This is a genomic window from Shewanella sp. SNU WT4, from assembly GCF_006494715.1.
In the GTDB taxonomy this organism is placed as follows: Bacteria; Pseudomonadota; Gammaproteobacteria; order Enterobacterales; family Shewanellaceae; genus Shewanella.
Genome location: NZ_CP041151.1, coordinates 2,937,972 through 2,953,995, shown reverse-complemented (window position 1 = coordinate 2,953,995; position 16,024 = coordinate 2,937,972). Strand labels below are relative to the sequence as shown.

The window sequence follows — 16,024 nt, the reverse complement described above, 5'->3', positions numbered from 1 at the left end:
TTAGCCATACTCGACTAATTTACAGTGTCACTCCCAAGATAATCTAGATACAATGAGGCTTCATTCACGTTTGAAAATGCAAGAGTGAAGTATGCAGTTATTTTTGATGCGTCATGGTGAAGCTAGTTTTAATGCCTCGCGCGATAAAGAGCGAACGCTGACCGATACCGGCCGTTATGAAACTCGTTCTATGGTTAAATGCTTACAAGTCGATAATACCCGCTTCGATCTTGTATTAGTAAGTCCTTACTTAAGGGCGCAGCAATCATGGGATGAAATTCGAGAGTTAATCCCAGCCCCGCGCCATTGCATTGAGCTTAATGATTTAACACCCGATGCCAATCCAAGTTATGCCGCCGATGTTATCTTGGCTTATGCCGAGCAATATAAAGCCGACAAGGTGCTAGTGATTAGCCATATGCCATTATTGGGATACTTGGTGAGTGAACTGGTTGCAGGTCATGAACCACCATTATTTGCAACTTCTGCGGTGGCATTATTAGATAAGCATGCCGAGCATGTGAGTTTTCAATGGATGAATGTGCCTACGGCCATGGCAGCGACTAGCCGTGCTTAAGTTTGCTTTTCCTTAACTTAAGCTTGCTTATGTTTACTCATGGGTTTTTTAGCTATCTATGAATACCACACCACCAAGATGCCATGCGTTATGATGGCGTCTAGGGCTAAGCGCTAGTCTAGTCGCTATAGAAACTCACACGGATGACCAATATCGACTAATACCAGTAAGGCTGCGTCGCCCCCCCAAGCCTTAGGCGCCTGGTGAAATGCTAACACTTTAGGATGCTGCGCTAGCCACAGTGGAATTTGCTGTTTTAAAATCCCCGCCCCATAGCCATGCATTACGCAGCAAGCGTGACTGTGCTCAGCAATACAAGCCTCAATCAAAGCGATTAATTCCAGTTTGGCCTCAGCTTGACGCATCCCATGCATATCTAACAATAATTCAGGGACATAGTCACCGCGGCGTAAGCGCTTTAATTCAAAGCTATCGGTATGCGGCGCGCGCCAACGCATAGGTCCATCACTTGGCAACAAGGGTTGGTAACTGTCGGAAAAGAGTCCTGCTGCATCCTGAGTTATCTTATGGTTCACCAGTACCGTTTTGGCTTTTACTGGCGTACCAAAATGGCGCTTATCTTGGCTCAAGGGTTTGACGCCGGCCATTAACTCAGCAAATAGTGTCACGTCTGTGTGTTCAATCGTCATGGAAATACTTGTGCTTGGTTAAATGAGAAATAGGCTTGCTAGGGCTAGTGTAACCTAATGTTAACCCCAAGCCCAAATCTTAGGCGCTGGCCAATTTAGCACTAAGAATTATGCCTTCTTTAACTGCATCAGTTACAATAGCGCCAGAGAATTAATGTTGGAGTGTGTTTTGGATAAAATTTTTGTGGATGAAGCCGTTACTGAGCTTAGAACCATAGGTGATATGTTGCGTTGGGCTGTGAGTCGTTTTAACGATTCAGGTATTTTTTACGGTCATGGTACTGATAACGCTTGGGATGAAGCTGTATCTTTAGTTTTCCATGCCCTGCATTTACCTGATGAAGTCGGCCAGCAAGTTATCCATGCTAATTTAACTAGCAGTGAAAAACACAAGATAGTGGAACTGATTTTACGCCGCGTACGCGAGCGTGTGCCTGTGCCATATCTGACCAATGTTGCCCGCTTTGCCGGTCTTGATTTCTTTGTTGATGAACGTGTGTTAGTACCACGCTCACCTATTGGTGAAATGATTGCCAATGGTTTTCAGCCTTGGATTAGCAATAAACCAGTCAGCCGTATCTTAGACTTGTGTACTGGTAGTGGTTGTATTGCGATTGCTTGTGCGTACGAATTTGAAGATGCTGAAGTCGATGCTCTGGATATCAGTGAAGATGCGTTAGATGTTGCCCAAATCAACATTGAAGGTTTAGGGGTAATGGAGCGCGTGTTCCCAATCCAATCTGACCTATTCGCCGCTATCCCAACGGGTCCACAATACGATTTAATCGTCTCTAATCCGCCGTACGTGGATGAAGAAGATTTATCGGATATGCCTGCTGAGTTCCATCATGAGCCTGAATTAGGCTTAGCATCTGGCTATGACGGCTTAGATTTAACTAAGCGTATTCTGGCCAATGCTGCTGACTACCTGACTGAAGACGGTGTGTTAGTGGTTGAAGTGGGTAACTCTATGGTGCATTTGATTGAGCAATACCCTGAAGTCCCATTTACTTGGGTAAGCTTCAATCACGGTGGTGATGGTGTGTTCGTATTAACTCGTGAGCAGTTAGTTGAAAATGAATCACTGTTCGCCATCTATAAAGACAGGGCATAATCTGCACTCAGTGTGAATCAAGCTTTCTGCGCTAAAAAACGACACTTGGGTGTCGTTTTTTTCAACCAAAAATTAGAATAATCAGCATGGAATAGAGAGGCTAAGATGTCAGGAAATAGCATAGGATTGAATTTTGTCGTCACTAGCTTTGGTGAAAGTCATGGCCCCTCAATTGGTTGTATCGTCGATGGTTGCCCACCGGGACTCGCCTTAAGTGTTGAGGATATGCAGCATGACCTCGATAGGCGCCGCCCTGGTACCTCTAAATTCACCACAGCACGGCGCGAAGATGATGCCGTTAAAATTCTCTCTGGCGTATTTGAAGGTAAAACCACAGGTACTTCAATTGGTTTACTGATAGAAAACACTGATCAGCGCAGCCAAGATTATTCCAACATTAAAGAGCTGTTTCGCCCAGGCCACGCTGATTATACCTATCAACAAAAATACGGCTTGCGCGATTATCGCGGCGGCGGCCGGGCTTCTGCTCGTGAAACTGCGATGCGAGTCGCCGCAGGCGCCATTGCCAAAAAATACCTTAAACAGGCTTATGGCATTGAGATTTATGGTTTCTTGTCACAATTAGGCCCGATTGCCGCCGAGCAGATTGACCGCCACGAGATTGAAAACAACCCATTCTTTTTCCCGGACGTCGCTAAGCTTGATACCTTAGATGAATACATGCGCGATTTGAAAAAGTCAGGGGATTCCATCGGCGCCAAAATCACAGTGGTCGCGACCCGTGTGCCGGTCGGCTTAGGTGAGCCTGTGTTTGATCGCCTTGATGCAGATATTGCCCATGCCATGATGGGGATTAACGCTGTTAAAGGGGTCGAAATCGGCGATGGCTTTGCCGTGGTTGAGCAAAAAGGCTCAGAGCATCGCGACTTAATGACGCCAGAGGGTTTTAAGTCTAATCATGCTGGCGGCATTCTTGGCGGCATATCCTCAGGGCAACCTGTGGTAGTGCATTTAGCATTAAAGCCAACTTCGAGCATTAGCGTAGAAGGCGATAGCATCAATGTGCATGGTGAAGCTACTAAGGTAGTGACTAAGGGTCGCCATGACCCTTGTGTTGGTATTCGCGGCGTACCGATTGCTGAGGCCATGTTAGCGATAGTCTTAATGGATCATTTATTACGGCACCGGGCGCAAAATCAGCAAGTGATATCTACCACTCCCGTGCTAGGAATGTGTGAATGATGAAAGTTCGACCGCAGGCGTCATTAGCTTGGTTGTCCGCCTGCTATTTTTTCTTTTTTGCCATTCTTGGCATTATGGTGCCATACCTTGGCGTATTTTTTGACGACAGAGGGTTTAATCCGCAGCAAATTGGTTTTCTGCTCGCCATTGTGATGGGCACTCGGATTATCGCCCCGAATGTGTGGGCGCGAGTCGCTGATAAAACGGGTATGAGAGCGCAGTTAATTAAGATGGGCGCACTAGTGGCGGCCTTTAGTTACACCAGCTTTTTTTATGACGGTTCATTTACCTATATGGCCATTAGCTTGGCCGTCTATACCTTCTTTTGGAATGCCATTTTAGCTCAGCTAGAGGTTATCACTTTAGAAACCTTAGGCGATAAAGCGTATCGTTACGGCGCTATTCGCAGCTTTGGCAGTATTGGTTATATCTGCTTAGTGGTTGCTGGCGGTTTTGCCATTGAAGCCTTTGGCCCGCAGGTGTTGCCTTATATCGGCATGGGGTTATTTCTTGGCATGTTGCTGTGCTCCTTGCCATTGCCCAATGAAACCAAAACGGTTAATCGCGGTGAAACCAAGGCGTTGGCATTTAATCGCTCCATCATCTGGTTTTTAATTGCGGCTATGCTGCTGCAAATGAGCGCCGGCCCATTTTATGGCTTTTTTGTGCTCTATCTTAAGCAGGCGGGTTACACCGAATCCATCGCCGGTATCTTTGTAGCATTAGGTGTCGTGTCTGAAATTGTCATGTTTATGTTCGCGCCTAAGTTATTGGCACGTTTTAGTGTGATCACCTTACTCAAAGTGAGCACGGCGATGACGGTTATCCGTTGGCTGTTATTAGCCGTGGCGGTAGAGTCAGTGTTATGGCTGACCGTGAGTCAATTATTACACTCTTTCACTTTCGGCTTAGTGCATGCGGCATCTATTCAGTTTGTATATCAAGCCTTTGATAAATCGCATCAAAGTCAGGGGCAGGCTTTATATGCCAGCTTAGGTTTTGGCTTAGGCGGCTCCATGGGAATTTGGATTTGCGGCTTTATCTGGGGCGATGGTAGCGGCGCGGTTTGGACTTGGGTATTTGCGGCTATGTGCGCCGCGGCTTCACTATTGGCGTTATATGTTATTCATAAGCCGGGCTCAGCCCTTAAAGCATCAGACGCAGTGGCGGCATAAGTCAGTGAGTTTAGGTGTTAATTAAATAGAGATGCAGTGGTTCAAGCAGCCAAGCAATCAATTAAGCAATCAGTCAGTGGATGAATGATGAAGCGACAGTTTATGTTAGGCCTATTAATTAATCCGTTAGCAGGCTTAGGTGGTAGCGTGGCCTTAAAAGGCAGTGACAATGTGGCTGCGCAAGCGCTCGCTCTTGGCGCCAAACCTATGGCGAATGCGCGAATGACGCAGGCGTTAACTCAGTTACTGCCCTATCAAGATGATATTCATATTATTACTGGTAGTGGCGAACTAGGCGCCGAGTTATGTGAACACATGGGCTTTAGCTATCAAGTGATTTACCAAGCTAAGCCAGCTTACAGCGCAGACGATAGCCATAGTTTAATTGCGGCAATGGCAGAATTTTCGCCAGATCTCATCTTGTTTGCGGGCGGGGATGGCACCGCCCGTGATGTACTGGCAAGCATCAGTCCACAGCAAGTGGTTTTAGGTGTGCCTGCTGGGGTGAAAATTCACTCTGGAGTATACGGTATTACTCCAAAGGCCGCAGGCACAGTCGTTGCCATGTTATTGCAAGGTCAATTAGTGAACTTGCTGGACGCTGATGTCATGGATATTGATGAGCAAGCGTTTCGCGCCGGCCAAGTGCGCGCGCAGCGTTTTGGCTCAATGCGAGTACCGGCCGAACCCAGATACGTGCAAGCGGTTAAGATGGGCGGTAAGGAATGCGATGAACTGGTATTAGCGGATATCGCTGCCGATGTGATTGAGTCCATGGAGGATGAGTATTTCATCATGGGGTCGGGCAGCACTGTGGCCTTTATCATGGAAGAGCTTGGGCTTGATAATACCTTGCTCGGTGTGGATGTGATTGCGAATAAAACGCTGGTAATGACGGATACAACCGCGGCTGAACTATTAGCGCTTAGTGATGATAAGCCCTTAAAGTTAGTGATTACCTTAATTGGTGGCCAGGGCCATATTTTAGGCCGCGGCAATCAGCAGTTATCGCCAACGCTAATTCGCCGTGTAGGGCGAGAGAATATCATCATAGTGGCGACCAAAACTAAGTTAAAAGCACTTGAAGGACGGCCATTAATCGTGGATAGTGGCGACCCAGAATTAGACCAAGCCCTTGCTGGTTTTTATAAAGTGACCACAGGTTATCGCGATTACGTGATGTACCCAGTGGCTAATCCAGAATGAGCGGAGAAGTACCATGTTGGAAAAATACGATAACATCTTGAATCATTGGGTAGAAACCATTGTTGCTCAAGGCGATGATGATGCCTTATTTGCAAGCGGTTATCTGCAAGGTCATGTCACAGTTGCTTTAGCGCAATTAGAGCAAGCAGGCGTTGCGGACTTCAGTCATTTGCAGCTTAAAATGCAAGACAGCTTAAAATTAGCCAGTCGCGAATTGGAAGATAATGATTACCAGTTAGTGCAACACGCATGGACTGAACTGTCTGCGCAATTAATGGTTTGCTAAGCCGATAGTTTGGCGAGCTCCCGCAGCTAGCTCGCTTTACATGATAACAACCGCCCTCAAGTTTCAAGGTGTTTAAGGCTATATAAGCCCAAAACCCTCAGAAATAGGGCGGTTGTTTTCGTTAAGGTGTTACCATTTTATTTGCTTGCCACGAATAAGCTTTCTTAGCCATAAGCGATTTGGCATTAACATTTCAACCATGGCTTGCTGGCAAGGAAGAAACTCGCCACACAACTGACTGGCGAGCATTTCTGCGGCCAGTGCACCGTTACATAAACCGCGACTACCAAGCCCACCGAGTAAATATAAGCCGCTAATGGTTGGCGCGTTTTGTTGCTGCCAAAAATCAGCCATAGCTTGTTTATCGCCTTGGCTAAAATGCTGATCACTCTCTAAACGCTTGAGCGCTTCCACATCGGTCGCTAAACCTACTACGGGAAAGTGATCGCGACTAACCATACGCACACCGACGCGGGCATCTTGCTCGCTAATATCGACATCATCAACCCAGGTTTGGTTTGGATAACTGGTTTGTAGTTGCCCTAAGTTAGCCACTTGTTCACTGTCGCTGTAATCCAGTGTTCTTGGATTTTTGATATAACTGGCGCCTAAACAATGATGCTTGTTATGGCATGGGGTGAAGTAGCCTTTAGCGCATAGCACAGTATTCAGTGCTGTTAATGTTGCCGTGGATGGCACATGGCTCACTTGGCCTCGAAAAGGACTTAAGGCTTGCGCTTTAGTATCGGCAAACTGATTAATGCCTGTGCCATTGGCCAAGATCAGTTGCTCAAACGGACCGTGCTGCTGATTTCCCACATTTAGATACCAGCCATCTTGGCGATGCTGAATGTCAGTTACGCTATGGCCTAAATGCACAGTGGCAAAATCACCAGCAGCCTGCATGCAGGCCGCAGTTAGCTCTGCTGGCGCTATCCAACCACCGTTTGGATACCATAGGCCGTTATTATCTATCGCGATATTAGCTAAGGCATTGGCCTGAGCAGCTGAGCATGCTGACACTAACTGCGCGGGGAAGTTGGCTTCGGCCAATGCTTGTAAGCGTTCGGCAGAGCGCGCGTCATGGGGCGTTTGTAACACCCCGCAAAACTCATGACTGACAGGATATGAGCCATGTATTTGCGCTAAGCGCTGACGACTGAGTAGAAATCCATGCTGATAAAAACGGCTAAGTAAGTCGTGCTCTGGAGTTAATAGCGGATAAAGGGCGCCTTGGCGATTGCCAGAAGCTGCCATAGCTAATTGTTCATCTTCGCAAAATAGACTAAATGCCCGCTGACGCGAGGCTAGGCTGTAGGCTAATTGTGCGCTGGCAAGCCCGCCACCAATAATTGCAATACGGCCAGATCCTGGATTTATGGGCACATGGCCAAGCTGCGCTTGATGTTGACGGCGCAATACTTGGCGCTGCTCAAGGCTAAACGCATCTGGCGCTTCACTTGTCATCATTTGTGCGTCAGTAGCGCTCACAAGCTCTAGCCTAAACTGCGGTAAATTGGCTTGGGTGAGTGGGGCTGTGAGTAAATTATCTTGATAACAAATTACCGCATCATCCTCACTTAAACGCGCTAATTGCCATAAATGGCAGGCTTGTAACCAGTTGGTATCCGTTTGCTGCCAAAACCAGCGGCTCACGCGCTGCTGCGTTGGCGTCATTATTTGGCGCAATAACTCAGGCGCTGGCAAATAATGCACATCAAGGCGCACTTTCCCTTGTTGCCATTCAAAACGTTGGCTTTGCGCGGCCTCTAAGGTGTTGGCGGTTAATTGCTGCAATAAGTAATCAGCTAACGCGTGATAGGGACCATCCATCTGTTGCCAATGGCCTAATGCCAATTGTTTGATATCGGCAGGGCCTAACACTAACAATAAATGGCAAGCTTGCGATGAAGCTGTGGCCATGGACGCAGGGGGTAATGGTGCGGCGTTACACTGACTTTGAGCGCGCTCTAATTGGGTTAACCATAGTTCAGGTGTTATGGGTAACCCCAGCCAAGCATTCACTGTTACACTATTGGTTTGCTGTGTTATGTTGGTATTGGCTGTTGATGCCGATGACGGGGAGCGGTCCAAATGGGGCAATTTCCGGTACTCAATTAGTCTATATTGGCATCATTTTACCTGTATTTATGGAAAGCTGACCACTTAAGTGATCTAAAAGCGATACCATTGGCTCAGCAGAATTTGGTCCTGACATTACGGAATGGATAGTTAGCAATGAAAAGAGTCGTTATCACAGGTATGGGTGTAGTTTCTAGCATCGGCAATAACCTCGTTGAGGTATTGCAGTCCCTTAAAGCTGGAAAAAGTGGCATTACTCGCTCTGCACAATTTGAAGAAATGAAACTCCGCAGTTTAGTGTGGGGTGATATTAAGTTAGATACGAGCGAGCACATTGACCGTAAAGCCTTACGTTTTATGGGCGATGCTGCGGCGTACGCGTATATTGCTATGAAAGAAGCCATCAGTGATGCTGGCTTAGAAGAACATCAGTATTCTCATCCGCGTGTAGGTTTAGTGGCAGGAAGCGGCGGCGCTTCATCACAAAACCAAGTAGCAGCGGCAGATATCTTGAGAGAAAAAGGTGTTAAGCGCGTCGGTCCTTATATTGTACCGCGTATTATGTCGAGCACTGCCAGTGCATGTTTGGCGACCCCATTTAAGATTAAAGGCGTGAATTACTCGATTAGTTCGGCCTGCGCTACCAGTGCTCATTGTATTGGTCATGCCGCTGAACTTATCCAATTGGGTAAGCAAGACATAGTGTTTGCTGGCGGCGCTGAAGAAGTTGATTGGACGTTAACCATGGGCTTTGATGCTATGGGCGCCTTATCAACTAAGTATAACGATACTCCAGAGCGTGCTTCTCGCACCTATGACGCCAACCGCGATGGTTTTGTGATTTCTGGCGGCGGCGGCATAGTTGTGGTTGAAGAGTTAGAGCACGCGTTAGCGCGTGGCGCTAAGATTTATGCCGAAATTATCGGTTATGGCGCTACCTCTGATGGTTATGACATGGTTGCACCATCAGGTGAAGGTGCTGTGCGCTGTATGCAAATGGCATTAGCCGATGTTGATACTGACGTGGATTATATCAATACCCACGGCACTTCGACTCCGGTTGGTGATATGCGTGAACTTGAAGCGTTAAAAGAAGTGTTTGGCGCTAAGATGCCAGCGATTGCATCGACCAAGTCGCTCACAGGGCACGCCTTAGGTGCTGCTGGTGTTCACGAAGCTATCTATAGCTTGTTGATGCTCGAAAACAATTTTATTGCTAAGAGCGCCAACATTGAGACCTTAGATCCAGAAGCCGTAGGTTTGCCGATTGTGACTGAATACACTGAGAAAATGATGAATACCGTCATGAGTAACAGTTTTGGTTTCGGCGGCACTAACGCAAGCTTAGTAATGCGCAGATATAAGTAATCAGTATTTAGCGGATTGACTAAAAAAGGGAAGCTTAGGCTTCCCTTTTTCATTGGTGCTCGGGCTACAATGGCGTAATACACAGAAGTAGGGATACATGATGAAAATAATCGCCGATGAAAATATGCCGTTCGTTAACGAACTCTTTGCCGGCATAGGTGAAGTAACACTGGTGAATGGTCGGCAATTGCAGCCGGAGCAATTAATAGATGCCGATATGTTATTGGTGCGCTCTGTCACTGAAGTCAATGCTCAGCTGTTAAGTGCGGCGCCTAAGCTTAAATTTATCGGCAGTGCCACCATAGGTACTGAGCATGTCGATGCAGCGTATTTAGACACTTGCGGCATCACATTTACCAATGCTCCAGGGTGCAATGCCACCGCTGTGGGTGAATATGCTTTTATCAGCATGCTCGAATTAGCCCAGCAACATGGCTGCTTGCTGACAGATAAAACCGTCGCAATTATTGGTGCAGGTAATACCGGTTCGGCCTTGGCTGTATGTCTTGAGGCCTATGGTGTTAACTATGTATTGTGCGATCCTTTGCTAGCACCGACTGATAATAGCCGCGCTTATGTGAGCTTGGATGAGGCATTAGCGGTCAGCGATATTATTAGCTTGCACGTGCCCTTAACCACCACGGGCCCATATCCTACTCATTACCTATTTGATAAAGACCGATTATCAAAGCTTAAGGCTGGCACTTGGTTATTGAACTGTTGCCGCGGCGCCGTGATAGATAATCACGCCTTATTACAGCATATGGAGCAAGGAGGCGATTTATCGTTAGTGTTAGATGTGTGGGAAAATGAGCCTGAACCTTTGGCGGCGCTCATTCCTTGGGTCAGCATAGCGACGCCGCATATTGCCGGTTACAGCCTTGAGGGAAAAGCGCGTGGCACCTATCACTTGTATCAAGCCTGTTGTCAATGGTTAAGGCAGCCTGTGGCACACACACTTAAGGATTTACTGCTGCCCTTAAGCTTTTCACAGTTGATGCTAGAAGATGATACTCATCTTAATGGCGCGAGCTTAGCGCATCAGCGCCAAATGTTAGCGCTGGCGCGCTTGGTTTATGATGTTAGGGATGATGACCGAATGTTTAGACAACAGGTCCAACATATCAATGGATTTGATCAAATGAGAAAAAATCATCGTCATAGGCGTGAATTTAGTGCTTTGGCGCTAGCCTCGACAGGGGATTGTAAGTTAAATTGGTTAACTCGTTTAGGTTTTGCAGGAGTCAGTCAATAAATGTCGCAGGAATTTAATGTTGTAGTGTTGGGCGCGTCCGGAGCTGTCGGTCAAACCATGATCGAGATTTTAGAGGAACGCAATTTCCCAGTAGCCAAACTTTTTCCGCTGGCTAGCCGTCGTAGTGCTGGTGAAACCGTTGAATTTCACGGTAAACAAGTAGAAATCCTCGACGTAGAAACCTTTGACTGGAGTCAGGCGCAGATTGGTTTCTTCTCTGCAGGTGGTGATGTGTCTGCCAAATGGGCGCCTATTGCCGCTGAATTCGGTTGTGTGGTGATAGATAACACCTCACATTTCCGTTATGACGCGGATATTCCATTAGTGATCCCTGAGGTGAATCCGCATGCTATTGCTGATTTCCGTAATCGCAATATTATTGCCAATCCTAATTGCTCAACCATCCAGATGCTGGTGGCATTAAAGCCTATTTATGATGCCTTTGGTATTAGCCGCATTAACGTCGCGACTTATCAATCTGTGTCGGGCACAGGTAAAGAAGCCATTGAAGAGTTAGCAGCGCAGTGCGCCCGTTTACTGCAAGGCTTGCCAGCAGAATCAAAAGTGTACGATAAGCAAATTGCTTTCAATGCGTTGCCGCATATCGATGTGTTTTTAGATAACGGCTACACCAAAGAAGAAATGAAAATGGTGTGGGAAACTCAGAAAATTTTGGGTGATACCCAAATTACTGTGAATCCAACCGCTGTGCGCGTTCCGGTGTTTTATGGTCATTCAGAAGCCATTCACTTAGAAACTGTCCAAAGCGTTGACGCTGAAGCGATTAAGTCAGTATTAAGAGATGCCCCTGGCGTTGAACTGTTTGAAACTGACAGTGAATACCCAACAGCTGTGACTGATGCTGCGGGGGCTGATGCGGTATTTGTGGGGCGAGTGCGCAATGACATTTCCCATGAAAACGGCATCAATATGTGGGTAGTGTCTGACAATATTCGCAAAGGTGCTGCATTAAATAGTATTCAAATTGCTGAAATTTTAGTACGTGATTACTATTAATGACGTCACTGACTAGTTAAACGTAAAAAAGGCCTGCATTTTGCAGGTTTTTTTATACCTGTTTGACCCAGGCAATATCAGGCAACTGCGGACGGTAATCATCCGCGGCCAGAGCCACGGCGATTGCGTGCCAGACTAGCTCGGCGCGGGTTTCTAGTTTATAGTAATTTCAATAAATACAATTGCCTAAGATAATTGTTTGGTGGGATGATGTTTAGCGCTGCTAAGGGATGAATGGATGAATTTTTGTATGGCAACTTGGTTTAATGCATGGCGACCTGTGTTGTTGGCGTTGCCTTTGGTAATGACGACAGTGCAAGCGGCAGAGCCGCTGCGATTAACTGGGCCTGAAGGCCAAACACGGCAAATGGTTAAACAGTATGGCCCAACGTCTGCGTCTGACACTTTTTGGGGCATAGCGGTTAAGATGCGTCCCGATCCCAGTTTAAGTGTTTATCAAGTCATGGCCGCTATTTATGAGGCCAACCCGCATGCGTTTGCTAGCAATAATTTCAATAGCCTTGAAAAGGGCATGTTGTTAACTATCCCAAGTGGCGCCGATATGGCCGCCATTCCTGCTGAGCGTGCCAAAAGCCGAGCTGAGCAAGATGATGTCAATTGGAGTCGCTTAACCCGCAAACAAAAGCAGCAGCAATTTGATAATCTCACCGCCAGCAATGCTAATAATGCGGCAGAGGCTCCTAAACCTAGCCGCGCTAAAGTATCACCGCCACCTGTGGTTGTGCAGCCAGTATCACCACCCGTTGTCCCAGTACTTGTTAACTCTCAGCCATCCCAAGTAACTTCAGAGCCAGCAGCAAATCCAGCTGTACCAGCATCCCAAGGTGGCACTGCTGTGACTAATAGTGAATTAGTCAAAATGATTGCAAGCTTGGAAGAAAATCAAGCCAAGAATTTGGCATTGACGGATGAACTGGCAAGAGCGCTTGATCAACAACTGGTGTCTGACTTAGATAATAAAAACCTCAAAGTTAGGTTGGAAGAATTAAGCACCACCATCGCGGCACTTGAAGAGCAATTGATGGCAAGTCGTCAGCAAGTGGCAGTGCTGAACGCCGAAATTGAAATGCTCAAGCAGCAGCAAAGCACAGTGCCGATTAAAGATGCTGAGCCAAGTCTGTTAGATAATCCTTGGTTAGTAGGCGGCGTAAGTGCTGCAATTATCATCTTATTGTTACTGATGATTGGTTTGTTGCTGCGTAGGCGCCAAGCGCCAGTGTCAGCGTCCGCCAGTGTTGCGCCGTTAGTCGCTGCTACCGCCGCAGTCGTTGCCGCAGCGCCAACAGAGGTGGCTGCTGATGAGCCCAGTGTACATCTTGATGATGACTCCCTTGATAGCTTGCTCGAACTTGATACGGTTGATTTAGCCCCTGAAGTAAGTTTGAGTACTGATGGCCTTGATAGTAATGATGAGTTTGATTTAGCAAGCGATGGTGGTCAGTCCTTAGATGACTTATGGGCTGAAGCTATGGGCGAGCAATCTGCGGGCTTAGATAGCAGTGAGACTGATTTAGACGCGTTATTAGCTAGCTTAGAAATGCCAGAAGAGGATGATGTTACTCATGCCACTAACGATGTTGGCGATGAACTTAATTTGGACGCAGTATCCCTTGATGATGACGCCGAGAGTGCATTATTAGCTGACTTAGAGGCTGATTTTATTAGCGCGCCACCAAGATCGCCGAGTGAAACTATTTCTCAAGATGATTTAAATGATTTGTTCAGCCAGTTAGATGCAGAAGACAGCAAGGACAGTGTTACATCATTAGATGTTGATGCCGATAGCGATATCTTAGAAGATTTATTTGCGCAATCGGTAGCCGTAGAAGAGGCGCTGATTGAGCCTGAGTTTGATGAACTAGACCTAAATTCTATTGATGAACATGTGGCGAGTGAGTCAGGGCTTAACATCGATGATGATGCTGACGAATTAGAGATGCTATTAGCACAATCGGTAGCTGTAGAAGAGGCGCTGATTGAGCCTGATGTAACTGAGCTAGACCTAAATTCTATTGATGAACATGTGGCGAGTGGCTCAGGGCTTAACATCGATGATGATGCTGACGAATTAGAGATGCTGTTAGCGCAATCGGTTGCCGTAGAAGAGGCGCTGATTGAGCCTGATGTAACTGAGCTAGACCTAAATTCTATTGATGAACATGTGGTTAGTGAGTCAGGGCTTAACATCGATGATGATGCTGACGAATTAGAGATGCTGTTAGTGCAATCGGTTGCCGTAGAAGAGGCGCTGATTGAACCTGATGTAACTGGGCTAGACCTAAATTCAAACATCGAACTCGACTCACTTGATACAGAAGTGAGCCTGCTCGCGACTGATAGTCTTGATGACATGAATGCGCCTGAACTTAATACTTTAGAGCTTAATGTTGATGAGTCAGGTTTAGACTCGATTGGTGACAGTGCTATAGATTTAAATTCAGCAGACTTAGATTCAACAGATCTGAATACGGCTGATGAGGTCAATGACAACAATGCTAGCACTGCGCTTAACCTAGATAATGATACTGATAAACTAGAAGCCCCACACTTCGAATCTCAGCATGAACCTGCTATGGCATCTTTGGTCGGTACGCAAGATGAACCATTGGTGGTCAATGAGTCAGAGTTATTGGTCACAGATAATGTGGATGATTTAGCTGAAGCAGAGTTGATTTCAGAGCTTGAGTTAAATTTAGCAACAGAATTAGCACCGCAATTTGTCGCCCCAGAGGCACTAGCACTCGAAGAAGAACTCGCTGTGTTTGAAGACGATTTACTGTTGCCAGAAGAGGAGTTCACTTACTCAAGTATTGCTGACATTCAAGCGCAGCCATTGACGACGCCAGTTGAGGATGAACTTAATAACATTGATACCAACACTGATATTGATAGCAGCCACCTGAGTGATTCTGGCATTAAGCCAGAGCTTGGCTTGCCAGTGAATACAGAACTCGATGCCTTTGCAGCCTTAGATACTGACATTATTGCTATCAGTGACGATGACGTCAGTTTTGATTTCGCGGCTTATGATACTGAGATTGATTTTGCGGGTGATGCCGGACACTTAGAACCGGTTATTTCAGATATCGACGTTTTAGATAGCGAGGCGTTAAATCTCGATACGGAAGATCTCAATACTTTACCCCTTAAGGCTATCGAACCTAGCATTTCGCCGGCAATGGCAACTGAGGTTACCGCAGACTTGGCCACTGACGACGTATTTGACGTTGCTACCGAAATCGCTGCTGTTGTTGCACCCGTTGCCGCTATAGCTGTCGCTAAAACCGATGGCAATAGTCATTCAGATGCTGTGAGTCATGCTCCTCTAGATGCTAAGACAAGTGCTGAGCCAGATTTTGACCTATACGTCTCAGACCTAGACCAAGAAGCCTTAGACCCGCTGGATTCTCTGTCCGATGATGATTTACTGGCGCAATTTACTGAGCATGCAGAACCTGCGGTGTTTGATATCGGCTCCGCGCTTGATAGTCATATCGACATAGATACCGATTTTGCAAGTGATCTAAAAGCGAGTGTAGATTTTGATAGCAGTGCTGATGTCGATTTACATGCGATCACAGAGCTTGATAGTGACTTTGACTTACTGGCATTAAACCCAGGCAAGTCAAAGTTAACCGTTGAAGAGGCGTTGGCGGCGTTAGATGCGAAAGAGAGTAGCAATCAAGCTAAGTATGATAATGATTTATCGAATTTTCAGCGTGATAACGGCTATATAGATATTGACCGTTTACTCAATGAAGCCAATGAACCAGAAGATATTGCTGACAGGTATCGCGAGCCTGAAATGGTGATGAGCGAAGTGACGCAATTATTCAATGGTGTTGATTTAATTGATGTTGATGATGAAGAAAATGCAGTTAATGCCAAACTCGATCTCGCTCGTGCTTACCTTGAGATTGAAGATGCCGATAGTGCAAAGGCGTTACTTGCCGAAGTTAAGCTCGATGGTAACGAGCAGCAGCAAGTAGAAGCTAAAAAGTTATTAGCTAAATTAGGCTAAGCCCCAAGAGTAATGAACGGCGCCACTAGGCGCCGTTTTTTTATGCAGA

General features: G+C 46.5%; 12 protein-coding genes. 10 read left to right on the top strand and 2 right to left on the bottom strand.

Translation table 11 applies throughout. The features are described 5' to 3' along the window. Window positions 1-91: 91 nt before the first annotated feature. The gene (sixA, locus tag FJQ87_RS13165; RefSeq protein ID WP_140933029.1) at window positions 92-577 is read left to right on the top strand and encodes a phosphohistidine phosphatase SixA; all 486 of its coding nucleotides are present in this window, start codon (window positions 92-94) and stop codon (window positions 575-577) included. Between the two features lie 125 nt (window positions 578-702). Here sixA and smrB read toward each other — a convergent pair whose 3' ends face one another. Beyond that, entirely contained in the window at window positions 703-1,227 is a 525-nt protein-coding gene (gene smrB / locus FJQ87_RS13160) for an endonuclease SmrB (RefSeq protein WP_140933028.1), read from the bottom strand. 169 nt (window positions 1,228-1,396) lie between these two features. Here smrB and prmB point away from each other — a divergent pair, with 169 nt between their 5' ends. The 5 genes from prmB (at window position 1,397) to FJQ87_RS13135 (ending at window position 6,211) form a co-directional block, all read left to right on the top strand. Continuing rightward, on the top strand, window positions 1,397-2,341 hold the full coding sequence (gene prmB / locus FJQ87_RS13155; RefSeq protein WP_140933026.1) for a 50S ribosomal protein L3 N(5)-glutamine methyltransferase: 945 nt from the start codon (window positions 1,397-1,399) through the stop codon (window positions 2,339-2,341). Between the two features lie 105 nt (window positions 2,342-2,446). Further along, on the top strand, window positions 2,447-3,544 hold the full coding sequence (gene aroC / locus FJQ87_RS13150) for a chorismate synthase (protein ID WP_140933025.1): 1,098 nt from the start codon (window positions 2,447-2,449) through the stop codon (window positions 3,542-3,544). Further along, on the top strand, window positions 3,541-4,719 hold the full coding sequence (locus FJQ87_RS13145; RefSeq protein ID WP_140933023.1) for an MFS transporter: 1,179 nt from the start codon (window positions 3,541-3,543) through the stop codon (window positions 4,717-4,719). The genes aroC and FJQ87_RS13145 overlap by 4 nt, the downstream gene beginning before the upstream one ends. A gap of 87 nt (window positions 4,720-4,806) precedes the next feature. Further along, window positions 4,807-5,925, top strand: a complete 1,119-nt coding sequence (locus FJQ87_RS13140) for an ATP-NAD kinase family protein (RefSeq protein WP_140934119.1) — start codon at window positions 4,807-4,809, stop codon at window positions 5,923-5,925. Window positions 5,926-5,938: 13 nt separating this feature from the next. Continuing rightward, window positions 5,939-6,211 carry a YfcL family protein gene (locus FJQ87_RS13135; protein WP_140933021.1) on the top strand — a complete coding sequence of 91 codons (273 nt, stop codon included), beginning with the start codon at window positions 5,939-5,941 and terminating at the stop codon, window positions 6,209-6,211. A 129-nt stretch (window positions 6,212-6,340) separates the two neighbouring features. Here the strand turns inward: FJQ87_RS13135 and mnmC are convergent, their stop codons facing one another. Continuing rightward, window positions 6,341-8,305, bottom strand: a complete 1,965-nt coding sequence (gene mnmC, locus FJQ87_RS13130; protein ID WP_168195197.1) for an FAD-dependent 5-carboxymethylaminomethyl-2-thiouridine(34) oxidoreductase MnmC — start codon at window positions 8,303-8,305, stop codon at window positions 6,341-6,343. A 144-nt stretch (window positions 8,306-8,449) separates the two neighbouring features. Between mnmC and fabB the strand changes: the two genes are divergently transcribed. From fabB to FJQ87_RS13105, 4 genes are all read left to right on the top strand, one after another. Continuing rightward, a complete protein-coding gene (fabB, locus tag FJQ87_RS13120) occupies window positions 8,450-9,661 on the top strand; it encodes a beta-ketoacyl-ACP synthase I (RefSeq protein WP_140933018.1) in 1,212 nt (403 codons plus the stop codon). A gap of 100 nt (window positions 9,662-9,761) precedes the next feature. After that, entirely contained in the window at window positions 9,762-10,916 is a 1,155-nt protein-coding gene (locus tag FJQ87_RS13115) for a 4-phosphoerythronate dehydrogenase (RefSeq protein WP_140934118.1), read from the top strand. After that, window positions 10,917-11,933 (top strand): aspartate-semialdehyde dehydrogenase, encoded by a 1,017-nt coding sequence (locus FJQ87_RS13110; protein ID WP_140933017.1) that lies wholly within the window; start codon window positions 10,917-10,919, stop codon window positions 11,931-11,933. Window positions 11,934-12,183: 250 nt separating this feature from the next. After that, the gene (locus FJQ87_RS13105; RefSeq protein WP_168195196.1) at window positions 12,184-15,975 is read left to right on the top strand and encodes a FimV/HubP family polar landmark protein; all 3,792 of its coding nucleotides are present in this window, start codon (window positions 12,184-12,186) and stop codon (window positions 15,973-15,975) included. Window positions 15,976-16,024: the final 49 nt, after the last annotated feature.

What these genes read in the sequence shown, in the direction of transcription:
- aroC (WP_140933025.1), top strand. Translation starts at nt 2,447, where the DNA reads ATGTCAGGAAATAGCATAGGATTGAATTTTGTCGTCACTAGCTTTGGT.
- FJQ87_RS13105 (WP_168195196.1), top strand. Translation starts at nt 12,184, where the DNA reads ATGGCAACTTGGTTTAATGCATGGCGACCTGTGTTGTTGGCGTTGCCT.
- FJQ87_RS13135 (WP_140933021.1), top strand. Translation starts at nt 5,939, where the DNA reads ATGTTGGAAAAATACGATAACATCTTGAATCATTGGGTAGAAACCATT.
- FJQ87_RS13145 (WP_140933023.1), top strand. Translation starts at nt 3,541, where the DNA reads ATGATGAAAGTTCGACCGCAGGCGTCATTAGCTTGGTTGTCCGCCTGC.
- fabB (WP_140933018.1), top strand. Translation starts at nt 8,450, where the DNA reads ATGAAAAGAGTCGTTATCACAGGTATGGGTGTAGTTTCTAGCATCGGC.
- FJQ87_RS13140 (WP_140934119.1), top strand. Translation starts at nt 4,807, where the DNA reads ATGAAGCGACAGTTTATGTTAGGCCTATTAATTAATCCGTTAGCAGGC.
- FJQ87_RS13115 (WP_140934118.1), top strand. Translation starts at nt 9,762, where the DNA reads ATGAAAATAATCGCCGATGAAAATATGCCGTTCGTTAACGAACTCTTT.
- smrB (WP_140933028.1), bottom strand. Translation starts at nt 1,227, where the DNA reads ATGACGATTGAACACACAGACGTGACACTATTTGCTGAGTTAATGGCC.
- FJQ87_RS13110 (WP_140933017.1), top strand. Translation starts at nt 10,917, where the DNA reads ATGTCGCAGGAATTTAATGTTGTAGTGTTGGGCGCGTCCGGAGCTGTC.
- sixA (WP_140933029.1), top strand. Translation starts at nt 92, where the DNA reads ATGCAGTTATTTTTGATGCGTCATGGTGAAGCTAGTTTTAATGCCTCG.